The following is a 20,003-nucleotide window of genomic DNA, read 5'->3' on the forward strand; positions in this document are numbered from 1 at the left end:
CGTTCAGGCGACGGAGGAGACAGGATCGCTCTCGAAAGCGCCAGTCAGCAGCATCTGCCTTGCCCGTGCGCGGCTGAGCTTGCCGGATGAAGTCTGCGGCAGGCTGCGCGGCGGTACCAGAATGACGGAGACCTCTACACCATGTTGGCGCAGGAACAGGGAAGCTGCTTCCTGCTGAAGGGCCTCCCGGGCAGCCGGATCGCTGAGCCTGCATTGCAGCAGCGCCACAACTTTCTCCTGCGTGTCATTCTCGATCGAGAAAACGACCACATCACGGCTGCGCAGGGCAGGAATATGGCTCTCGGCGGACCATTCCAGATCCTGCGGCCAGATATTGCGACCGTTGACGATGATCAGATCCTTGGCGCGTCCGGTGACGACAATCTGCCCGTTAAGCAGATAGCCGAGATCACCGGTATTGAGCCATCCATCAGCGGAGAGTACCGCGGAGGTTGCTTCCGGCTGGGCGAAGTAGCCGGTCATGATGCTCGGCCCCCGTGCATAGATCACGCCCACGCGGCGTTCCGGCAGCACAGTTCCATCCTCGCCACGCACCTCAATGGCGTAGCCCGGCAGAACCGGTCCACACAGGACGAAGTCACGGCTCTGACCGGTCTGCTCCTCCGGCACGCTGGCAAGGGCGAGACCCTGATGTTCCAGCGGTCCGCGCGCCACGACATCGGTATGCAACCCTCCACCATGGGGGGAGAAACTGAGGGCCAGTGTGACTTCGGCCATGCCATAGCTGGGGACAAAAGCCCGATCACTGAAACCGCGGGTTGCGAAGCGCGCGGCAAAATCGCGCAGAACCTGCGGTCGAATCATGTCCCCGCCAATCCCGGCAATGCGCCAGCTGGAGAGGTCAAGCGTTTCCGGAGCGCTTTCGGCCCGGCGGGCGCACAGCTCATAGCCGAAGGAAGGGCTGTAGGAGAGTGTGCCGCGATTGCGGCTGATCAGATCCAGCCAGACCAGCGGACGGCGTGCGAATTCCCGCGTTGGCAGAAAATCGACTGAAATCTGACAGGTCAGCGGGGTCAGCAAAAAGCCGACCAGCCCCATATCGTGATAGAGCGGCAGCCAGGAAACACCCCGATCCCCATCCCTGAATGCCAGGCCGTGCTGGCTGATGGCGGCGGCATTGGCCATGGCGGCGCGCTGTGTGACGGCCACACCAAGCGGAAACCGGGTGCTGCCGGAGGAAAATTGCAGATAGGACAGCGCATCCGGATCAATTACGGGCAGGTCCATAGCTGGGACCGGCATGGTATGCAGCATGGTGGCGGTGCCGGTGAAGACGAGGTTCAGACCCTCAGTCGCTTCCTGCAACCATTCGTTCAGCAGATCGGGTGCAAAGGCCGCGCTGGCCTGTGCGCTTTCGATCATGCGGCGGATATTGGCGATATACCCTTCCCGTCCGGCAAAGGCAGCCGGCAGCGGCAGGGGGGCTGGCACCAGTCCGGCATACTGGCAGGCCCAGAAGAGGCGGACGAAATCGCCATCATTCTCGGCAATCAGCGCGATGCGCTCACCCGGATTGAGACCCAGCGCCAGCAGACGACGGGCATTATCCTGTGCCTGACGACGCAGTTCCCGATAGGGCAGGGCTTCCTGCAACACCCCGCGCCCGGAGTAGAAATTCAGCCCGGCCTGACCGGTGGCGGCATAATCCAGCGCATCGGGCAGGGTAGGAAAATCAGCAAGCCGACGGGGAGTGCCAGCGTCTGACGGCGTGGGGGTGACGGAATGATGCACGGGTGGTCCACATCCTTGAGTGCTGACGCGCCACTCCCGGTGGCGGTAGGTGCAGGTTGGTCGGGCGGCGGGGTGACAGGATCAGCCCCATGAAAGGCAGGACTATCAGGGGGTTTGAAGGCAATCCGTCAAGTCCGAAGCGCGGTTTAGTAGTATTTCATTCTGATATCGACCACGTTATCGCCGGGGTGGGTTGCAAATCTGACAGCCGACAGGTCGGGTGGCCCCAGCAGAAGAACCGGGTTGCGGGAGAAACCAAACCCTTCGGCAGGCAGGCCCAGCATGCTCGTGTCGAAATGACCGTTCCGGTTGGCGTCATGAAACAGGGCGACGGCATAAAATCCTGATGCGGGCAATGCGATGCAGGCATGTGTCACAGGAAGGGAAACCGGCAGGCTGACACGGGCAAGTTTGTATTTCCCATCCAGAAAATGCGTGGCCTCATCCGGATAGACGGTGATGGTGATCACGCCTGATGCTGAATTCATGCCATGGACAGAGATCAACAGGCGGGTCTGGTGCGGATCAGCCGGCTGACACGGAGCGGTCCCTGCGTGACCGTGGCAAGGCCAGACTGCCAGACTCAGCAGGATTATAATACTAAAAAGCCGTTTCAGTATGGGTGGTCTGTTCCGATCCATGACGGCTGCTTCCTGTCAGTCTTGTGATGAAGTGCGACTTCCGGTTAGGTCTGCCGGATCGCCATCTCCCATCATGCCGGGTATTCCTGCGTGAGCAGGCTGTACGGGCATGGAACGGTCAAGTCCAGCCGACTGTAGGCCAGCCGATCGTAGGAGAGAGTCGCGGAAGAAGAGAAACGTCCTCCGGCATGAAATGCGTCAGATCCTGATTTTCCGCCATAACCTGTTCCGTGTTTCGGAGCCGTTCGTCACCGAACCGGCTGAAGCGCTGGCGCGCTATCGCCCGCTTTACATGGGCTGGCTGCGCTATGGGGAGGCTCCGTCGGGGGCGGAGTCCATTGTGCTGGGGCGTTGTGCCGGGACGCGTCCTTCTGCTGCGGTAGGCTGGCAGATGCTGTCCCGCGATCCCGGCCCCTATCTGCGGCGGTTGGGTAAGCGCAGGCCGGCGCTGATCCATGCCCATTTCGGGGTTGATGGCAGCTATGCCCTGCCGCTGGCCAGGCGGCTCGGTGTGAAGCTGGTCACGACATTTCATGGCTTCGATGCGACCCTGTCTCTGGCCGGGCTGATGACCTCTCCCCCCTGGGCCTGGTACGCGCTGATGCGGCACAGGCTGGCGCGGGAGGGCGCGTTGTTTCTCTGTGCCTCCGCGTTTATTCGCCGGAAAGTGCTGGCGCTGGGTTTCCCTGCCGAGCGCACGCGGGTTCACTATATCGGCGTGGATTGTGCCGGAATCACGCCTCGTGCGCCGGAGGAGGAAACCAGAACCATTCTGCATGTCGCCCGGCTGGTGGAAGTCAAGGGCACCGCTTCTCTGATCCGCGCTTTTGCCCGCCTGAATGGCCGGCATGAGAATGTCAGGCTGGACATTATCGGGAAGGGGCCGTTGCTGCCCGGGTTGCGTGATCTGGCGCGTGCGCTGGGCGTAGAAGCGCGGGTGCGGTTTCTCGGTGCATGGCCGCATGAGGCTGTCCTGCACCATATGCGACAGGCGGCGATGCTGGTGCAGCCGAGCGTGCGCACCCGCAGCGGCAGGGAGGAAGGGTTGGGCATGGTCCTGCTGGAAGCTGCGGCGAGCGGTGTGCCCGCGATCGGATCGCTCAGCGGCGGGATACCGGAAGCCGTCCGGGACGGGGAAACCGGTTTCCTGACGCCGGAGCGGGATGTGGAAGCGCTGGCCCGCCGGATGAATGATCTGCTGGATGACGACGCGCTTCGCCGGCGTATGGGCCATGCTGCCCGGCGCATGGCCGAGCGGGAATTCGACCGCCAGCGTCAGACGGCTGGTCTGGAAACACTGTATGATTCGGTGCTCGACCATGCGGGCTGAAGCGGGTTTGGTTCCAGAAGGAGCGACCATCGTCGTCGCGCACCCGGATGATGAATGTCTCTGGCTGAGTTCCGTACTGCCGACGGCCCGCCATGTGGTGTTCGTATTCGGCGATTCCTTTACACGTCCACAGCGTGCAGCAGCCCGGCGGCGGGCCGTGGCGGCCTTGCATCCCCCTGGGCATCCCCCTGGGCATCCCCCTGGGCATCCCCCGGGGCATCTGCCGGGGCTGGTCAATCTGGCGATCCCCGAAAGCGGAGCCGGATTTAAGGTTGATTGGGCGGATGAGCATCTCGACACCGCACTGACCCGGTTCGGCATTGCGATCAACGAGCCAGCGGCGCGGGCGCGCTACGAGGCCAATTTTGACCGCGTGCTCACCGCGTTGAGGCCGCATCTGACCGGTGCGTTGCATGTCTGCACCCATAATCCATGGGGCGAATACGGCCATGCCGAGCATTTTCAGGTTCACCGTGCCGTGATGCAGTTGCAGGCGGAGCTGGGCTTTACGGTCTGGTACAGCAATTACGTGGATGCACGCAGCCTGACCCTCGCAGCCCGGATCGGGGCATCTCCCTGTTATGCACAGCGAAGAACTGTCCCTACGGCACCGGGGGTTGCGCGTGGGCTGATGCGGGTTTATCGCCGCCACGGAGCCTGGACCTGGACACGCTGGCATGTCTGGCCGGAGCGGGAGACGCTGTTTTCGGTTCCTCCGGAAGGATGTCTCTCGACGCTGGCGGGCGAGGCATTGCTGGATGTCGCGGGATTACGCCTGTGGCCGCCACCCTGGCGCCGTGCTCTGCGTGTTCTGCCGGTTCAGCCGCCTTTATCGTCCCTGTTTCGCCCGCCGGTGGCGGGGCAGGCATAACCAGTCCGGGAATTCCATGGCGAAGCTTCCTCTGTCGAAGAAACTCAAAGGTCTCCGGTCGGGCCTGCGCTTTCTCGGTCTTGTTGCCAGTTCCCGTTATAATCCTCTGCTGGCACAGGTGGTGGTAACGCGGCGCTGCAACCTGGCCTGCGGATACTGTAACGAATACGATACGTTTTCTCCGCCTGTGCCGTTGCCGGAATTGCTGGCGCGGATTGATCATCTGGCGAAACTCCGCACAGCCTCCATCACGTTTACCGGAGGCGAGCCGCTGCTGCATCCGCAATTGGATGAGGCGATCCGGGCGGCCCGGCGTCACGGCATGATCGTGACCATGATCACCAACGGGTTCCGTCTGACCAAAGCCTGGATCGACCGTCTGAATGCGGCCGGATTACAGGGTATGCAGATCAGCATCGACAATCTGGAACCGGATGAGGTGTCGATGAAAAGCCTGCATTCGGTGGAAAAGAAACTCGGATTGCTGGCAGAGCATGCGCAGTTCAAGGTCAACGTCAATTCGGTGCTTGGGATCAGTGATGAACGCACCCCGGATGTGATTGAGGTCGCGCGCACCGCCGCCAAATATGGGCTTCAGCATTCTGTCGGCGTGCTGCACGACCATACCGGAACGCTGAAGCCGCTCAGTGCGCTGCAGATGGCGGCCTATGCGACGGTCACGAAAATCTCGCCGTCTCTGGTGCATGGTCTCAATTACCGGCTGTTTCAGCGGAACCTGATGCAGGGGCAACCCAATCAATGGAAATGCCGCGCCGGCGCGCGTTACCTGTATGTGACCGAGGACGGACGGGTACACTGGTGTTCACAGCAGCGGGGCTATCCGGCCATTCCGTTGCTGGAATACACGCGGGAGGATCTGCGGCGCGAATATCATACGCCCAAATCCTGCGCGCCGACCTGCACTTTATCCTGCGTGCATCAGATGAGCATGTTCGACGGCTTCCGTGGGGCGCAGACCTTGCCGGAGCCTGTCCCTGCGGTAGCTGAGTAGATTTATCCGGTAGAGGAAGGCGCCTTTTTGCGCTGCGAGAGCGGTAGCAGGGAGCCAATCGTGATGATGGCGGCAATCATCCCCAGCCGAAGCATGGGAGGTACCGTTCCCGCGAGTGTTTCCAGACCGATCACGATCAGCACCAGAATGGTCGCCCGCTCCACAGACCCCCGTATGGTGTGCAGCCATATCCATGGTGACCAGCCCCAGCGCCGGTGCACATATCGGGACGCCCAGAGCAGGGCGAAGGGATAGATCGCAAGCCATGATGCGGCGGCGGCGATCACACCCTGTTCCGGCGGCAGAACCAGCCCGGCCCACAGAATACCAAGGCTGAGCAGCGTCAGGGTTGTTGCCGAGAGTTTTGCCGCCATACCGGGCTGCCCGGTGGCCAGCATCAGCGGAAACATCAGTTCCAGCATCACACGCAGCAGGGCGGCACCGGCCAGAAGCTGAAGGGGCAGAGCGGCGGCGGCATAGCTTCCGCCATGACCGTCTTTCAGCAGCGCCAGCAGCGGATGGGCTGCAAGGATCAGTCCGATCGTGACGGGTGTGACCAGCATCAACAGGCGGCGGAGGGCCCAGGTGACCCCTTCCTGAAGCGCTTGTGGCGTATGCGCCATGCGGGAAAAAACCGGCAGGGTCGCACGCTTGATCAACTGGCTGACGGCCATGGCCGGTTCCATCGCCACATCGAAGGCGACCCGGTAAAGGGCCAGCGATGCCGGGCCATATAATCCGCCCACCAGCAGGAAATCGATATTGCGGAACACCTGATCGAGCAGGCTGGCCGAGGCCGAGCGGAGACCGAAACGCAGCAGAAAACGGATGGTGATGAACCGGAAGCGCAGACGCGGCCGGAAGGGGTGCGCAATCAGGGAGGCCGTCAGAATGCATGCGCCGCTGATCGTATAGGCCGCCACCAGCGCCCAGCTTCCCGCCCCGCAGACCGCCAGCCCGGCGCGGGTGAGGGCACCGCCGAATGTGCCTGCCAGTCCGACAACGGCAATGCGTTCATACTGCAAGGCACGGTTCATCTGTGCCAGTGGAATGACCGCTCCGGCCACCAGAGGCTGTTTCAGCGCGACCGCCACGAAATATCCCGCTATGCCGCCAATCCCGTACAGCGCACTACCAGTCATGGCCAGCAGCCATGTCAGCAGGCCGATCACCGCAGCGGCGGTCATGATGAACCAGAACAGGCTATCATACTGGGTGCGGCTGATACGGGGGGCCTGTACCAGCGCCTCGGCAGTGCCGATTCCGTCCAGCGCTTCGATCACCATGCCGGTGGCGATTACCATGGCGGCGATGCCGACCTGCTCCTTGGTCAGAAACATCAGGGCGATCAGCGTGCTGGCAATATCCATGATTCTGGTGGCGATGGCGGCTCCGCCCAGCCAGTTGAAGCCACGGGCCAGATGCTGCCGGTGGTTATCCATGCGGTGGCGTTTCCGGGGCAGGAAAGGGTGCGGATGGGCGTGGCGGCAGCACCCATGAACGGGTCTTGAGCAGGTGCGTAAGCCACTGCCGGGACTGACCGAGCCATTGACGCCAGTGCCTGGCTGTCCAGCGGGATGCGTGTGGAGGAGGAGCCTGCATCCTTGTTTGCAGGATGGCGGCGATGCGGCTGGCGCGGGCCTCCCAGGTCAGGCTCTGACTATCGGCCTGAGCGGTCTGTGCCAGCCTGTGCGCCCGTGCCGGATCGGTGATCAGGGTCGTGAGGCCCTCTACCAGCGCCTCGATATCGTCTGCCCGGCAGAGCCATGCATTGCGGTCATGCTCCAGCAATTCCCGGACATCCGGGGTATCGCCCGCCAGAATGGGCCGCCCGGAGGCCAGATACAGAAACAGCTTCAGCGGCAGTACCGTGGAGCCGAACTGCATCAGCGGGCTGGAGGAGGGAGGAATCACCAGCACATCCGCGGCAAACAGATAGCGGGAGAGGGTCGCTTCGGTCTGCCACGGGATGAATGTCACATTGGCAAGACCAGCCGCCATGGTCTCGATCGGGCCATGGCCCGTAGAGCCGACCAGCAGGAAACGGATCTGCGGCAGAAGGCGTGCGGCCTCGATCAGCAGCGGCAATCCCTTCTTGTGATTGATGCGGCCGGTATAGATCGCGGTGATCTGCGTCGGATCGAGGCCGAGCGCGCGTTTCGCATCTTCGACCGGCACGGGGTGGCGCAGCCGCTCAGGCTCGAACCCGTTATGCACGCAGAGCAGCTTGTCGGGGGGTATCCCCAGCGCCAGATATTTTTGCCGTGTATACTCGGAATGACAGATATGGATCAGGACATGGCGGTGGGAGAACAGGCGAAACAACCATCTCTGCAAAGGCGGGATCTGGTCCGGCCAAGGGCGGTAATGATCGAAGGCAACGCGCTTTCCGCACAGCACGGCCATCCAGGTGACGAACAGATTGCGCGAATAGACCAGATCCGCTTCCCGGAAAGCCCGGCGCAGCACGATCGTCAGGCCACAGGCCAGATGCCGGACCAGTCCCGGTCCACGCGGTGCCCATGCACGGATAACGTCCATGCCTGCGAGGGTTTCGCTGGCCTTTAAACCCTCCGGCGTAGAGACGGGAACATGCAACCAGCATTGGTCGAGGTGCCGGGACAGATAGCGGGCGGTGGTGGTAAAGACTTCGGCGTCGGCTTCCCGGCTGGGCAGGGGATTTTCGAACGCAAAAAGGATTTTCATCGGCTACGGCGCTTTCATCCTGGCTGCTGGTCGACCGTTGGCCGTGTGATGACGATCCAGCGGCATAGCCGCCGGGCGGCCTGCCCTGCAATGCGGCGTTTGCGCAGCAGATGTTTCGGATTATAGCTGGCGCGATCATGGCCGGTCGATCAACGATGATCCGCGTGACGCTGGCCCGCTGCTTTCGCCCTTTTGGCTGCCTTCTGGATCAGGCTTTTGTACCGTTGATTATCCAGACCTACCTGATCCGTGAGATCATGCGCCCTTTCGTGCCGGTGCTGGCGGTGCTGGCAGGCTTGTTCGGCAGTTTCAGCGCGGCTGGTTTCCTGTCTGATGCGGTGAATGGTCTGTTGCCGACTGGCTCGATCATCCAGATGGTCAGCCTGAAAGTTTTGATCGCGCTGGAAGTGCTGATCCCCATTTCGCTCTATCTGTCCGTACTTCTGGCGTTCGGGCGGCTGAACAGTGATCAGGAAATAACCGCCATGGCTGCGCTGCGCGTCCAGCCGGAGCGCATATGGCGTATCGTGCTGAGCCTGTGTCTGGCTATGGCGGTGGTGGTGGGGGCCTTGTCCCTGTTTGCCAGACCATGGGCCTATGCGCGGCTGCATGCCCTGTCGGATCAGGCCCATGTGTCGCTCAATACCGATGCGATGGAGGCAGGGACTTTTTATATCGGTCCCAAAGGCAATCGGGTGATTTTCTTCACCCATCGCCAAGGGCCTGAAGAACCGGCCAGCGGTGTTTTCGTGCAGCTCTGGTCGCCTGATCGGATGGAGATCATCTCCGCACGGCAGGCTATGACCCTGCGGCCGGCCTCACCGGATGCGAAATCGCAAATCCTGTTGAGTGATGCTCATATTTATCGTTTCAACCGCTCCGGTGAGGGAAACGATGAGGTGCTGGATGCGGCTGAGACCGTTCTCGATATCCAGCCGAACAAGGCTGATGCCGCCGCTTACAGCGCTGTCGCGACTGCGAGCCGTCTGTTGCTTGGATCGCCCAGTCCGGCAGATATTGCAGAGCTTCAGTGGCGTTTTTCGACCCCTGTTTCCACCTTGCTGCTTGGGCTGCTGGGAATCCCGATGAGCCGTTCAAAGCCGCGCCAAAGCCGCTATGCACGTTTTGGAGCCGCGATTCTGGCGTATTTCAGCTATTATCTATTGTGCACTTCGGCGCGGACATGGGTGCAACATGGGGTTGTGCCCGCCATCCCCGGTATCTGGTGGGTACCGGCGCTGCTGGGTGTGGTTCTGTTGATCCTGCTGTATGGGCCACGCTGGCGACTTGCACTTTCCCGCCGCGGTGCCCGGGTCAGGAGATGAAGAAAGAACGCTACGCGGCGATGGCGGCTTTGAAAGCGGTCGGTCTTTCCGCCATCGCACTGACGGCCTTGTTCAGCCTGCTGGAATTTGTGCAGCAACTGGCCTCTGTCGGACAGGGGCGTTACGGTATGCTCGATGCCGCGATTTACGTTGCCCTGACCATCCCTTACCGATTGTTGCAGGTCTTTCCTGTCTCCATGCTGATCGGAACGTTGCTGGGGCTGGGCGGCCTTGCCCGAAATGGGGAGCTGACGGCGTTGCGCGGCCTCGGCATGTCAGAGCGACGGATCATCCTGTCGGTGATCGCTTTTTCCATACCGCTGATGGTTATTCTGTTTCTGATGGCCCAGTTTGTGATTCCACCAGCGCAGAGAGAAGCCCAGACATGGCGCAGCAACGCGCTGCCGGATACCACGGCTCTTCGCAGCCAGGACAGTTTCTGGGCTTACGGGGACAGGCATTTTCTCAATATTCAGCATTTCGAACATCATGATGAACCTTATAATATCGACATATTCTCCTTTGCGCCGGATGGAGAACTGCATCGTTATCTGCATGCGCAAAGCGCCGATATTCTGCCGAATGATCGCTGGGTTCTGCATGATGTACTGAGCAGAACTCTTGTGGATGGGCAACTCCGCAAGGCTCATCTGGACCGTCTGGACTGGACCCCTTTTCTGACTCCGCAGCAGACTCAGTTCCTGCGCTTGCGGCCGGATGCAATGCCGCCGCTGGCATTATGGCGCTATGTACACAGTCTGAAGCAGCGGGGCTTGCAGGCTATACGCTATGAGCAGGAGTTGTGGGCTAAAATCAGTATTCCGTTGACGATGATGGCGATGGTGATTGCGGCGACACCTTTTGTTTTTGGCGGTGGCCGTGTGCAGAATACAGGAGCCTTCATTGCGCTGGGGGCGGCGATCGGTGTCGTGTTCACACTTGTTCAGCAGATTTCAGGCCATCTGGATGTGCTGCTGAATCTCAATCCGGCGGTGACGGCATTAACGCCGCCTGTGTTATTGATGTGGCTGGGAATTGACCTGTTTTACCGGCGGCAGAGATAGGACCCTGAGCGAACGGTTCATATCGTAAGGCCCATAAAACAAAACGGCGACCACGCTGGTCACCGTTCCAACAGCAAGACAATATTTTAAAAAACTGGAGCGGGCGAAGGGATTCGAACCCTCGACCCCAACCTTGGCAAGGTTGTGCTCTACCCCTGAGCTACGCCCGCATCCGTGACCGTGCCGAAGCAGCGGTGGGCGGGCTTCTATAGGGGGATGAAAAGCTTGGCAAGCCCCTTTTTTGTCATGATTTCGACAATCGCGAAAAACACCCCGCGCCGGGTTGTTTCCTAACCGGTCGCAAACATCTATCAATCCGGTCTTGTTGTGCTGCTGAGGGATGTGAATCATGAGCCTGATCATTGGCGCTGGAGGAAATTCTGCCGGAGGGGCAGGCGCATCCCGAAGAGGCCCTTCCGCTCAGGGGAGTGGTCTGGTCGGCGCAGCCGGTCAGGACGTGTCCAGTCAGAATCCCGCGACCCTCTCGGCGCAGGAGATGATCATCGATGGCTCTCAGGACACGTTCATGGAAGACGTGATTGAGGCATCGCGCACCACCCCTGTGCTGGTGGATTTCTGGGCCACCTGGTGCGGCCCATGCAAACAATTAACCCCGGTTCTGGAAAAAGCCGTTCGTGCGGCACAGGGGCGTATCAAGCTGGTGAAGATCGATATCGATCAGAACCGCTCTCTTGTGCAGCAGCTGGCCCAGCTCGGTCTGCCGGTGCAGTCGGTCCCGACCGTGGCGGCATTCTGGCAGGGGCAGATTGCCGACCTGTTTCAGGGGGCTGTGCCGGAATCGGAAATCAAACGCTTCGTTGAACCTCTGCTCAAGATGACGGGTGGAGAGCTGCCCGGTGCGGATCTTCTGGCCGAAGCCAAACGTGCGACCGAGGCAGGCGAGCATGAGATGGCGGCCCAGCTCTATTCCGCCTTGATCCAGCAGGATGCGGAAAAGCCGGAAGGCTGGGCCGGTCTGGCCCGCAGCCTGCTGGCGCTGGATCAGCCGGAAGAAGCCGCCGCTGTGCTGGATCAGGCTCCCCCCGCGATTGCGGCGCATGCAGACATCGAAGGTGCGCGCTCCGCTGTTGCAGTGGCTGAGGAAGGCCGGCAGGCCCGCGCCAGACTGGCCGAGCTGCAGGCCGCTCATGAGGCCAACCCCGATGATCGGCAGGCCGCCTATGATCTCTCTGCGGCGTTGTCCGCGGCTGGAGAGCGGGAGCAGGCGGCGGGCCTGCTGCTGGACATCATCCGGCATGATCGCGCCTGGAACGAGGATGCAGCGCGTCTGCAATTGTTGCGCTTTTTCGATGCATGGGGACAGGGCGATCCGGCCACCCTCGCGGCGAGACGAAAACTCTCCGCATTGCTGTTCAGCTGATCCGGCTGTCCCTGACTGGAGCGATCATCATGACTGACAATACTCTTCCTTCGCTGTCTGATCCCGCGGCGACTCCGGAGCGCGGGTCTGCCGCCGAGACTGTTGATCCACGGCTGCTGGAAATTCTGGTCTGTCCGGTGACGAGGGACACGCTGGTCTATGATGCCGCCGCCGGAGAGCTGATCAGCCGGAAGGCCGGTCTGGCCTATCCGATCAGGGATGGTATTCCGATTATGCTGCCGGAAGAGGCAAGGCGGTTGCCGGAATGACCGGCATACCGCCTTTGGGGCAGGCATCGGATGGGGCGGCAGTGACGCCGACCGAAATCAGGCTGGATCGTGGTGAGGCACTGCTGCACGTCACATTCGAGGATGGCGCCGCCTACAGCCTGCCTGCCGAGTATCTCCGTGTCGAAAGTCCCAGTGCTGAGGTGCAAGGCCATACGCCGGCAGAGCGCCGTACTGTCTCCGGCAAGCGTCATGTCGGAATGCGGGGGCTGGAGCCGGTCGGGCATTACGCCGTCCGGATCATCTTCGATGACGGGCATGATACCGGTATTTACACGTGGGACTATCTGCGCCGACTCGGTCGGGAACAGACCGAGCGCTGGGCGGCTTATCTGCATCGGTTGGCGGACAAGAAGCTGACACGCTGACCCTCGGTTGCAACGCATCCAGGGCCACCCATATGGGGCAAGGCGGGTTTTGCCCGCCCTATCTATGTTGCTGAGGGGAGCAAGCCATGAGCCAGCCCAGTGCTGCCGGATCCGGGATTTTCAGGATTGGTGGGGATCTGCCAGTTCATCGACTGGGTTTCGGTGCGATGCGTATCACCGGCAAGGGAATCTGGGGTGAGCCTGCCAATCCCGATGCCGCCCGTGCAACGCTGAGCCGCCTGCGTGATGTTGGTGTCGACCTGATCGACACCGCTGATAGTTACGGACCTTTTGTCAGCGAAGACCTGATTGCGGAGGTTTTGCATCCCTATACCGGCCTGGTAATTGCGACCAAGGGCGGGCTGACGCGCCATGGACCGGATATATGGCGCCCGGTGGGGCGGCCCGAATATCTGCGTCAATGCGTGCTGATGAGTTTACGCCGCCTGCGGGTAGAACGGATTGATCTGTGGCAGCTGCACAGGATTGATCCCAAAGTTGACCGTGCCGAGCAGTTCGAGGCCATTGCCGGCTTCGTCAGGGAGGGTCTGATCCGGCATGTGGGCCTCAGTGAGGTCTCGGTGGCGGATATTCAGGCGGCACAGAATTACTTTCCCGTGGCGACAGTGCAGAATCGCTACAATCTGGTGGATCGCACCAGTGAGGATGTGCTGCGCCATTGCGAGGCTCATGGCATCGGTTTCATCCCCTGGGCACCGCTCTCTGCGGGAAGTCTGGCGCAGAGCGGTTCTTTGCTGGATCGGTTGGCGCAGGGAATGGGTAAGACGCCCGGGCAGATTGCGCTGGCATGGCTGTTGCAGCGGTCGCCCGTGATGCTGCCCATTCCAGGAACCGGCAGCCCCTCCCATCTGGACGATAATGTCATGGCCGCCGATATTCACCTGGATGAAGGCGATTTCAGAGCTTTGGATGAGCAAGGGAAGGCTGCCTGGGCGGCTGCCGGATAAGAAGCCTATCAGTCTTGATCAAGCAGGCGGGGCAGGTAGATGGAAATCGTTGTGCCTGCGCCGGGCCTGCTGTCGATACTGATATGGCCGCCTGTCTGCTTGACGAAGCCATAAACCATAGACAGGCCTAACCCGGTACCAACCAGCCGTTTGGTGGTAAAAAACGGTTCGAAGGCACGTTCCATGACATCCGGAGGCATACCCGTTCCGCTATCCTTGACGGTCACGCAGATATAATCGCCGGTTGGCAGGATGGACATATAATTGTCCGGCTGATCGGGATCATTCCGGAAATTACCTGTTGTAATCTGTAAAGATCCTCCGTCTGGCATGGCATCCCGTGCATTGATCGCCAGATTCAAAATGGCATTGTCCAACTGATGGGGGTCGCACAGTGTCAGCCACAGATCAGACTGCAATTCGGTCACCACATGAATGGAGGCGCCAAGTGTACGACTGAGAAGATCATCCAACCCGACGATCAGGCTGTTGATATTGACGGAGGAAGAATTAAGAGGCTGGCGGCGGGAAAAAGAAAGTAATCGATCGATCAGGGAAGATGCCTTGTCGGCAGCGTTCAGTGCGGACTGGATATATCTCTCAATTTCTGAATTTTCGGTTTTCTGTGTTTTGATCTGCAACAGCTCAAGATTGCCGATAATGCAGGCCAGGATATTATTGAAATCGTGAGCAATCCCGCCTGTCAGCTGCCCCACAGCTTCCATTTTCTGGGCCTGCCGCAGCTGTTCCTGGGTCTCAGTATTTTCACGCAGTGCTTTCTGTAAAGCCAATGTCCGCTGCTGCACCAGAGTTTCAAGGGCTGATGCATCTCGCTTTAAAATCTCTCTTGCCTGAACAGAGTGTTCGATGTCCGTGCAGCTTCCATACCAGCGCGTAACAGCACCGGTCTCTTCATTGCTGATGGCATGAGCCTGCGTTAAAATCCACCGCCACTGTCCATCGACACGTTTCATGCGGTGTTCGATTTCATAGGATTGACCGCTTGCAATGCTATTATTCATATGGGCAAGCGTATGATCGCGGTCATCGGGATGCAGCAATGTTGTCCAGCCATGCCCGATCAGTTGATTGGTCGGCAGACCGGAAAACTGAATCCATCTTTGATTGAAAAAATCATGGTATCCGTCAGCCTGGGCCGACCAGATCATCTGGGGCATTGTGTCCATGATCGTGCGCAGCTCATGATCGGCTTTGATGCGGTCATGAATGTCTGTTCCAATGCCGATCCATAGTTTTGGCGTCCGATCAGAATTCAGGGAAATGCTGCGAATCAAAAACCAGCGATATTCCCCATCCACCCGACGCATCGGCACTTCAATGTCATAATGCATGCCGTCGTTGAAAGCAGTTTCCCGATGATGCACGACTTTCGTCACGTAATCGGGATGAAAAGCCATTTCCCATAATGGCCGAAGATCAATATCTTTCTTATCATGACTGGAGGTAACGGAGATGCCGGTAAAATCCTGCCAGAATCTGTTCAGATAGATGATGCGCTTGCTGCCATCACTGATCCAGACAGGCTGGGTCGTAATTTCCATCATATGCTGTTGCAGAAGCGATTTATAATAATCCTGCTGTGGAAAAATCTCCGGTGAAAATTCTTTTTCAACAATCAGCAGGACAAGGCTGAGGGTATTATTTTCATCATGCAGAATTTTGATCAGCACAAAGAAAGCAATCGGATTTCCAGAATGTGATTGATGCTCCACCCACTGTCGTGTGCATCCGACGCCGTGTAAAATGGCTCTTTGAACAAGGCTTCTGAATACGGTTGGCGCGTCTGGCAAGAAATGTCTGCTACCCAATTCGAAGAGCTTATCAGCCGCTTGGTTGGCTCTCAGCAGCCGTCCTGATCCTCTTTCCAGAATCACCAGTCCCGATGGATTATTGTTAAAAGCAATCTGTATGTCAGACGGGATATGATGCGCTGTATTCTGGTTGAGCGTAGCTTGTTCTTGTGGAAGCTGGGATTGTACAGCCAAGGCACGGCGCAGTAGCCGGACGGTCAGGTGCAAAACATTCTGCTCTGTAACGGAGAGCATGTCGGGACGAAGCGTGCTGCTGAACCCGATGATAGCCCCTGTGGGGGAACCTCCTGAATCGTCCAGCGCCATGACACAGCACATGCTGAAACGGGCCATGAAAGGACGACCAGCATGGCTTCGAAAAATATTTTCCTGATCAAGCGGGTGCCATGAAGGCTCTGATCCCGCCAGTGATATCAGCCGCGCCAGAATCGGGTGGTTGGCAGGTGGCCGGGATGGAAAAAAGACCATTTTTTCCTCCGCAGCGCATGCGTGACCAAGTAAAGAAAAATGATGATTTTCCTGCAGAACGATAAAAACAGCCGCCAATCCACATGTTTCAGCGACAAGCTGAGCATAATCATCATAAAGCGTGCTGTTTTTATGGATGGCCATCCCGCTATTTTGCTGGGATGGCTTTTAAAGACAAGTTTCTATTTTATAGTATCGCTTCATATCACCAAAAAAGGGAAAAGCCAGTTTGGCTTTTCCCTTTTTAAAATACGGGCCGTTGCAAATCGTTTCAGCTGGCGGAGACACGATGGGTGGGGGCTGTGACATTGGCGATGACCTCGCCGAAGGGTCCGGCATTGCGGGCTGTACCAAGAGTACGATTGCCCGTTGTTTCCCGCAACGGCAGCAGAGGAAAAACCAGTTCGGCAAAGCGATAGCATTCTTCCAGATGCGGGTAGCCGGAGAGGATAAAGCGGTCGATGCCCAGCGCCATATATTCTTTCATCCGGTCCGCCACCTGTTGTGGACTGCCGACCAGCGCCGTGCCGGCTCCGCCGCGAACCAGCCCCACACCGGCCCACAGATTAGGGCTGATTTCCAGTTTTTCCCGGCGGCCACTATGAAGCCGGGCCATACGTTGCTGCCCGACGCTGTCGAAATGGGCAAAGGCTTTTTGTGCCGTCTCAATGGCTTCGTCGGTGACATACTGGATCAAATGATCGGCTGCCGCCCAGGCTTCCTCAGCCGTTTCCCGCACGATGACATGCAGGCGGATACCGAAGCTCAGCTTTCGACCGCGTTTTGCAGCCCGTGCCCGCATGTCGGCGATTTTTTCAGCGACATCCCCGGGTGGCTCACCCCAGGTCAGATAGACATCGCACTGCTCGGCCGCGACCTCCTGACCGGCTTCGGAAGACCCGCCGAAATAAAGCGGCGGATAAGGCGTCTGGACCGGCGGATACAGCAGCTTTCCCTGTTTTGAGCGTACATGTTTGCCTTCGAAATCCACTGTCTTCCCTTCTAGCAGGGCACGCCAGACCTGAAGATATTCAGCAGTTGCTTCATAGCGTTCGCTGTGATCCAGGAAGACCCCGTCCCCCTGCAATTCCTTCGGATCTCCCCCGGCAACGACGTTGATCAGTAGACGGCCGCCAGACAGACGGTCCAGTGTTGCTGCCATGCGTGCTGTCATGGAAGGTTCGGACAATCCGGGCCTTACCGCCACCAGAAACCGTGTCCGCTGTGTCAGGGGAACCATGGCAGAGGCAATGATCCACGAATCCTCACAGGATTTCCCGGTCGGCAGCAGCAATCCATAATAGCCGAGTTCATCAGCCGCACGGGCAATCTGGCTGAGATAATTCAGGGTGACATGACGCGCACCGACCTGGGAAGCCAGATACCGCCCATCACCATGTGTGGGCAGGAACCACAAAACATCCGCAGCCTCGGCAGCATGGCTGGAGTGAGACATTGGTCAGGAAACTCCATTCAGAAAACGTATTTCTGATCAAAAAAACGCTAAAAACGTGTTGATGGTTTATATTCACATATATAACGTGCAATCAAGCGGTTGTACCGAAAATTACATTATTGAAAGACTATATATGCCGAATAATCGGACTATTGCACAGAAATTAACATTGGGAAGGCGTGGTTTTATCGCTTCCGCTCTGGCGGCATCCGCGATGGGTAGTCTGGCTGGGGGGGCGTCTGCTTCTGCGGCGGATGGCCCAACCACCATCAGGATTGGTTTTCAGAAATACGGCACGTTGGTTCTGTTGCGTCAGAAAGGATGGCTGGAGAAAGCGCTCGAAAGCTCCGGCCATCAGGTGGTGTGGAGCGAATTTCCGGCAGGCCCGCAGCTGCTGGAAGCTATGGCCGGGGGGGCGATCGACTTCGGTAGCACGGGTGAGACACCGCCCATTTTTGCGCAGGCTGCCAATGACAGCATTCTGTATGTGGGGGTGGAGCCTCCCGCACCGCATGGCGAGGCCATACTGGTTCCAGGTAACAGCCCGATAAAGTCAGTTGCGGATTTACGAGGCCGTACAGTGGGGCTGAACAAAGGCGCCAATGTGCATTGGCTGCTGCTCAAAGCATTGCAGAATGCGGGGCTGATGATGAAGGACATTCACGTCTCCTATCTTGCCCCGGCGGATGGTGCGGCGGCGTTTGACAGCGGTCGATTGGACGCATGGGCGATCTGGGATCCGTATCTTTCCTCTGCGCGGGAGCGTACGGATGCACGTGTTCTGGTCGATGGGGCCGGGCTGGTGGAAAATCGGGAATTTTTTCTGGCTGGTCGCTCTTTTGCACAGAAAGCGCCCGGGCTGGTGCGGGCGGTACTTGACCAACTCGCCCTCCTGGATCGCTGGGCGGAGACGCATAAGGAAGAGGTTGCCCTGACGCTTTCAGCAGGCACCCGTCTGCCGTTGCCGGTGGTGCAACGTGCGGTCAAACTCCTGCCTTTCGGGTTGTCCCCGATCACCCCGGACGTCATCGCCTCACAGCAGGCCATTGCCGATGCTTTTGCGGATCAGCATCTTCTGCCGGGCCGTATCCGGGTTGCCGACGCGGTCTGGCATGAAGGCCAGTCTGGCTAAGCCTTGTCAGTCCTGTTCGTCCGGCAGAACGCATGGAACGGGCAGCAGCTCCATCCGGCCCAGAATGGCGACGGTTTCGGTTTTGGCGGGGATCACCAGTATCGTCTCCGCCATACCGGTCCGTAGCGCACAGATCGCCTTTTTCGGGCAGACGCCGAAACAGCCTGTTTCGGCTACGCGGATCGTCCGCCGCAGGCCCAGTTGTCGTAAACCATTTTTCAGCGCTGTGCTGAGGCTGTCCCGCGCATTTTTTCCAAAACCACGTTTCTTGAGCTTTTTATTGCACTTGGCACAGATCAGCAGAACATCATGCCATGGTGTCGATACGGATTTGATCGGCGTGTCAGCCATGGTGCATGAGCCTTACTGATCGTGGATAAAAAGCAGGGATCATGCAGACCGCCTTGCCCGCATAGCGGCAGCAAGGGTACCGTCATCCAGAACATCCAGCGCGCCGCCAATGGGAATCCCCTGTGCCAGCCGGGTGACGGAAACCCCCATTGGTCGCAGTTGCTCGGCCAGCCAATGTGCGGTTGTGGCCCCATCAACGGTGGCACCCAGGGCAAGAATGACTTCTGTGACCGGGGTTGCGGATGGGCGGGAAGACTCGATACGCCGCATGAGCGCGGGCCAGTTGAGGGCATCCGGACCGGTCCCGGCCAGAGCGGACAGCACCCCGCCCAGCACATGGTACAGCCCGCGATAGATCCCCGCCCGATCCATGGCCCACAGATCGCCGACGCTTTCGACGACGCAGATCAGTCCATTTTCCCGGCTTGGGTCAGTGCAGACAGAGCATGGATCGGCGCTGTCCAGATTGCCGCAGACCCGGCAGGTTTTGACGGCGCGGGCAGCGTTCTGCATGGCGGCGGCAAGGGGCAACAGCCGGGTCTCCGGCTGCTGCAACAGGCGCAGGGCGGCACGGCGGGCGCTGCGCGGACCCAGTCCGGGCAGTCGGGCCAGTAAGGCGATCAGTTGCTCCAGTTCCGGTCCGCCCATGAAACTCCCTTACCGGTGCTGCCGGATGACAATCTCATGCGGATGAGAACGGTTCAGCACGAAAAACCGTTTCAGAATGGCAGCTTCATCCCCGCGGGAAGATTCAGCCCGCCTGTGACTTTCTGCATTTCTTCGGCAGCCATCGTCTCGATTTTTTTCTTGGCATCGTTATGCGCAGCGACGATCAGGTCTTCCAGCATCTCGGTTTCCGCCGGATCGGCCAGTTTCGGATCAATATGCAGGCGGCGCAGGTCGCCCTTTCCATTCAGGGTCACGGTGACCATGCCTGCCCCGGCTGAACCTTCCGCCTCGACGGTTTCCAGCTTGGCCTGCATTTCTCCCATTTTCGCCTGCATCTGTGATGCCTGTTTCATCAGGCCTGCCAGATTTTTCATTCTCGGTGCTCCAGAA

At 59.2% G+C, this 20,003-nt stretch carries 20 protein-coding genes and 1 tRNA gene; 11 read left to right on the forward strand and 10 right to left on the reverse strand.

Annotated features, from left to right (window positions below; genetic code table 11):
- Positions 1 to 3: 3 nt before the first annotated feature.
- Both GBCGDNIH1_RS13580 and GBCGDNIH1_RS13585 read right to left on the reverse strand, forming a co-directional pair.
- Complete coding sequence (locus tag GBCGDNIH1_RS13580; protein WP_011630950.1) at positions 4 to 1,752, reverse strand: fatty acyl-AMP ligase; 1,749 nt, start codon at positions 1,750 to 1,752, stop codon at positions 4 to 6.
- Between the two features lie 146 nt (positions 1,753 to 1,898).
- The gene (locus GBCGDNIH1_RS13585; RefSeq protein WP_011630951.1) at positions 1,899 to 2,393 is read right to left on the reverse strand and encodes a DUF2141 domain-containing protein; all 495 of its coding nucleotides are present in this window, start codon (positions 2,391 to 2,393) and stop codon (positions 1,899 to 1,901) included.
- Between the two features lie 193 nt (positions 2,394 to 2,586).
- On the opposite strand from GBCGDNIH1_RS13585, the gene GBCGDNIH1_RS13590 reads away from it, so the two are divergent.
- From GBCGDNIH1_RS13590 to GBCGDNIH1_RS13600, 3 genes are read left to right on the forward strand one after another with little or no spacing between them, the layout of a single operon-like run.
- Positions 2,587 to 3,723: a glycosyltransferase gene (locus GBCGDNIH1_RS13590; RefSeq protein ID WP_043452611.1), complete on the forward strand. Its 1,137-nt coding sequence runs from the start codon at positions 2,587 to 2,589 to the stop codon at positions 3,721 to 3,723.
- Positions 3,695 to 4,594, forward strand: coding sequence for a hypothetical protein (locus GBCGDNIH1_RS13595; protein ID WP_157691956.1), 900 nt, complete (start codon positions 3,695 to 3,697; stop codon positions 4,592 to 4,594). The genes GBCGDNIH1_RS13590 and GBCGDNIH1_RS13595 overlap by 29 nt, the downstream gene beginning before the upstream one ends.
- A gap of 16 nt (positions 4,595 to 4,610) precedes the next feature.
- Complete coding sequence (locus GBCGDNIH1_RS13600) at positions 4,611 to 5,606, forward strand: radical SAM protein (protein WP_011630954.1); 996 nt, start codon at positions 4,611 to 4,613, stop codon at positions 5,604 to 5,606.
- A 2-nt stretch (positions 5,607 to 5,608) separates the two neighbouring features.
- On the opposite strand, the gene GBCGDNIH1_RS13605 is transcribed toward GBCGDNIH1_RS13600, so the two are convergent.
- Both GBCGDNIH1_RS13605 and GBCGDNIH1_RS13610 read right to left on the reverse strand, forming a co-directional pair.
- The gene (locus GBCGDNIH1_RS13605) at positions 5,609 to 7,048 is read right to left on the reverse strand and encodes an oligosaccharide flippase family protein (protein WP_011630955.1); all 1,440 of its coding nucleotides are present in this window, start codon (positions 7,046 to 7,048) and stop codon (positions 5,609 to 5,611) included.
- A complete protein-coding gene (locus GBCGDNIH1_RS13610; RefSeq protein WP_011630956.1) occupies positions 7,041 to 8,312 on the reverse strand; it encodes a glycosyltransferase family 4 protein in 1,272 nt (423 codons plus the stop codon). The genes GBCGDNIH1_RS13605 and GBCGDNIH1_RS13610 overlap by 8 nt, the downstream gene beginning before the upstream one ends.
- Before the next feature lie 137 nt (positions 8,313 to 8,449).
- On the opposite strand from GBCGDNIH1_RS13610, the gene lptF reads away from it, so the two are divergent.
- Both lptF and lptG read left to right on the forward strand, forming a co-directional pair.
- On the forward strand, positions 8,450 to 9,637 hold the full coding sequence (gene lptF, locus GBCGDNIH1_RS13615; RefSeq protein WP_157691957.1) for an LPS export ABC transporter permease LptF: 1,188 nt from the start codon (positions 8,450 to 8,452) through the stop codon (positions 9,635 to 9,637).
- Complete coding sequence (gene lptG / locus GBCGDNIH1_RS13620) at positions 9,634 to 10,701, forward strand: LPS export ABC transporter permease LptG (protein ID WP_011630958.1); 1,068 nt, start codon at positions 9,634 to 9,636, stop codon at positions 10,699 to 10,701. Before lptF ends, lptG begins: the two co-directional genes overlap by 4 nt.
- Before the next feature lie 95 nt (positions 10,702 to 10,796).
- Here the strand turns inward: lptG and GBCGDNIH1_RS13625 are convergent.
- A tRNA-Gly gene (locus GBCGDNIH1_RS13625) sits at positions 10,797 to 10,871 on the reverse strand.
- 179 nt (positions 10,872 to 11,050) lie between these two features.
- Between GBCGDNIH1_RS13625 and GBCGDNIH1_RS13630 the strand changes: the two genes are divergently transcribed.
- The 4 genes from GBCGDNIH1_RS13630 to GBCGDNIH1_RS13645 all read left to right on the forward strand — a co-directional run bounded on the left by GBCGDNIH1_RS13630 (position 11,051) and on the right by GBCGDNIH1_RS13645 (position 13,705).
- Positions 11,051 to 12,082 carry a tetratricopeptide repeat protein gene (locus GBCGDNIH1_RS13630; RefSeq protein ID WP_011630959.1) on the forward strand — a complete coding sequence of 344 codons (1,032 nt, stop codon included), beginning with the start codon at positions 11,051 to 11,053 and terminating at the stop codon, positions 12,080 to 12,082.
- A gap of 29 nt (positions 12,083 to 12,111) precedes the next feature.
- Complete coding sequence (locus tag GBCGDNIH1_RS13635) at positions 12,112 to 12,351, forward strand: Trm112 family protein (protein ID WP_011630960.1); 240 nt, start codon at positions 12,112 to 12,114, stop codon at positions 12,349 to 12,351.
- Positions 12,348 to 12,737, forward strand: a complete 390-nt coding sequence (locus GBCGDNIH1_RS13640) for a gamma-butyrobetaine hydroxylase-like domain-containing protein (RefSeq protein ID WP_011630961.1) — start codon at positions 12,348 to 12,350, stop codon at positions 12,735 to 12,737. The genes GBCGDNIH1_RS13635 and GBCGDNIH1_RS13640 overlap by 4 nt, the downstream gene beginning before the upstream one ends.
- An 86-nt stretch (positions 12,738 to 12,823) precedes the next feature.
- Positions 12,824 to 13,705, forward strand: coding sequence for an aldo/keto reductase (locus GBCGDNIH1_RS13645; protein WP_011630962.1), 882 nt, complete (start codon positions 12,824 to 12,826; stop codon positions 13,703 to 13,705).
- A gap of 8 nt (positions 13,706 to 13,713) precedes the next feature.
- On the opposite strand, the gene GBCGDNIH1_RS13650 is transcribed toward GBCGDNIH1_RS13645, so the two are convergent.
- Positions 13,714 to 15,396: a hybrid sensor histidine kinase/response regulator gene (locus GBCGDNIH1_RS13650; protein ID WP_162288466.1), complete on the reverse strand. Its 1,683-nt coding sequence runs from the start codon at positions 15,394 to 15,396 to the stop codon at positions 13,714 to 13,716.
- 527 nt (positions 15,397 to 15,923) lie between these two features.
- Here GBCGDNIH1_RS13650 and GBCGDNIH1_RS24925 point away from each other — a divergent pair.
- Positions 15,924 to 16,070 (forward strand): hypothetical protein, encoded by a 147-nt coding sequence (locus tag GBCGDNIH1_RS24925; RefSeq protein ID WP_162288467.1) that lies wholly within the window; start codon positions 15,924 to 15,926, stop codon positions 16,068 to 16,070.
- 206 nt (positions 16,071 to 16,276) lie between these two features.
- On the opposite strand, the gene ssuD is transcribed toward GBCGDNIH1_RS24925, so the two are convergent.
- The gene (gene ssuD, locus GBCGDNIH1_RS13655) at positions 16,277 to 17,461 is read right to left on the reverse strand and encodes an FMNH2-dependent alkanesulfonate monooxygenase (RefSeq protein ID WP_011630964.1); all 1,185 of its coding nucleotides are present in this window, start codon (positions 17,459 to 17,461) and stop codon (positions 16,277 to 16,279) included.
- Between the two features lie 133 nt (positions 17,462 to 17,594).
- On the opposite strand from ssuD, the gene GBCGDNIH1_RS13660 reads away from it, so the two are divergent.
- The gene (locus GBCGDNIH1_RS13660; RefSeq protein WP_157691958.1) at positions 17,595 to 18,593 is read left to right on the forward strand and encodes a sulfonate ABC transporter substrate-binding protein; all 999 of its coding nucleotides are present in this window, start codon (positions 17,595 to 17,597) and stop codon (positions 18,591 to 18,593) included.
- Positions 18,594 to 18,599: 6 nt separating this feature from the next.
- Here GBCGDNIH1_RS13660 and GBCGDNIH1_RS13665 read toward each other — a convergent pair whose 3' ends face one another.
- The 3 genes from GBCGDNIH1_RS13665 to GBCGDNIH1_RS13675 all read right to left on the reverse strand — a co-directional run bounded on the left by GBCGDNIH1_RS13665 (position 18,600) and on the right by GBCGDNIH1_RS13675 (position 19,987).
- Positions 18,600 to 18,944: a hypothetical protein gene (locus tag GBCGDNIH1_RS13665; protein ID WP_011630966.1), complete on the reverse strand. Its 345-nt coding sequence runs from the start codon at positions 18,942 to 18,944 to the stop codon at positions 18,600 to 18,602.
- 39 nt (positions 18,945 to 18,983) lie between these two features.
- Positions 18,984 to 19,592 (reverse strand): recombination mediator RecR, encoded by a 609-nt coding sequence (recR, locus tag GBCGDNIH1_RS13670; protein WP_011630967.1) that lies wholly within the window; start codon positions 19,590 to 19,592, stop codon positions 18,984 to 18,986.
- 71 nt (positions 19,593 to 19,663) lie between these two features.
- Positions 19,664 to 19,987 carry a YbaB/EbfC family nucleoid-associated protein gene (locus tag GBCGDNIH1_RS13675; RefSeq protein ID WP_011630968.1) on the reverse strand — a complete coding sequence of 108 codons (324 nt, stop codon included), beginning with the start codon at positions 19,985 to 19,987 and terminating at the stop codon, positions 19,664 to 19,666.
- Positions 19,988 to 20,003: the final 16 nt, after the last annotated feature.

This window comes from Granulibacter bethesdensis CGDNIH1, from assembly GCF_000014285.2.
GTDB classification, from domain to species: domain Bacteria; phylum Pseudomonadota; class Alphaproteobacteria; order Acetobacterales; family Acetobacteraceae; genus Granulibacter; species Granulibacter bethesdensis.

Bases quoted from the DNA above. Each gene is read 5' to 3' on its own strand.
- GBCGDNIH1_RS13585 (WP_011630951.1), bottom strand. From the start codon at position 2,393: ATGGATCGGAACAGACCACCCATACTGAAACGGCTTTTTAGTATTATA.
- GBCGDNIH1_RS13590 (WP_043452611.1), top strand. From the start codon at position 2,587: ATGCGTCAGATCCTGATTTTCCGCCATAACCTGTTCCGTGTTTCGGAG.
- GBCGDNIH1_RS13595 (WP_157691956.1), top strand. From the start codon at position 3,695: ATGATTCGGTGCTCGACCATGCGGGCTGAAGCGGGTTTGGTTCCAGAA.
- GBCGDNIH1_RS13600 (WP_011630954.1), top strand. From the start codon at position 4,611: ATGGCGAAGCTTCCTCTGTCGAAGAAACTCAAAGGTCTCCGGTCGGGC.
- GBCGDNIH1_RS13605 (WP_011630955.1), bottom strand. From the start codon at position 7,048: ATGGATAACCACCGGCAGCATCTGGCCCGTGGCTTCAACTGGCTGGGC.
- GBCGDNIH1_RS13610 (WP_011630956.1), bottom strand. From the start codon at position 8,312: ATGAAAATCCTTTTTGCGTTCGAAAATCCCCTGCCCAGCCGGGAAGCC.
- lptF (WP_157691957.1), top strand. From the start codon at position 8,450: ATGGCCGGTCGATCAACGATGATCCGCGTGACGCTGGCCCGCTGCTTT.
- lptG (WP_011630958.1), top strand. From the start codon at position 9,634: ATGAAGAAAGAACGCTACGCGGCGATGGCGGCTTTGAAAGCGGTCGGT.
- GBCGDNIH1_RS13630 (WP_011630959.1), top strand. From the start codon at position 11,051: ATGAGCCTGATCATTGGCGCTGGAGGAAATTCTGCCGGAGGGGCAGGC.
- GBCGDNIH1_RS13635 (WP_011630960.1), top strand. From the start codon at position 12,112: ATGACTGACAATACTCTTCCTTCGCTGTCTGATCCCGCGGCGACTCCG.
- GBCGDNIH1_RS13640 (WP_011630961.1), top strand. From the start codon at position 12,348: ATGACCGGCATACCGCCTTTGGGGCAGGCATCGGATGGGGCGGCAGTG.
- GBCGDNIH1_RS13645 (WP_011630962.1), top strand. From the start codon at position 12,824: ATGAGCCAGCCCAGTGCTGCCGGATCCGGGATTTTCAGGATTGGTGGG.
- GBCGDNIH1_RS24925 (WP_162288467.1), top strand. From the start codon at position 15,924: ATGAAGGCTCTGATCCCGCCAGTGATATCAGCCGCGCCAGAATCGGGT.
- ssuD (WP_011630964.1), bottom strand. From the start codon at position 17,461: ATGTCTCACTCCAGCCATGCTGCCGAGGCTGCGGATGTTTTGTGGTTC.
- GBCGDNIH1_RS13660 (WP_157691958.1), top strand. From the start codon at position 17,595: ATGCCGAATAATCGGACTATTGCACAGAAATTAACATTGGGAAGGCGT.
- GBCGDNIH1_RS13665 (WP_011630966.1), bottom strand. From the start codon at position 18,944: ATGGCTGACACGCCGATCAAATCCGTATCGACACCATGGCATGATGTT.
- recR (WP_011630967.1), bottom strand. From the start codon at position 19,592: ATGGGCGGACCGGAACTGGAGCAACTGATCGCCTTACTGGCCCGACTG.
- GBCGDNIH1_RS13675 (WP_011630968.1), bottom strand. From the start codon at position 19,987: ATGAAAAATCTGGCAGGCCTGATGAAACAGGCATCACAGATGCAGGCG.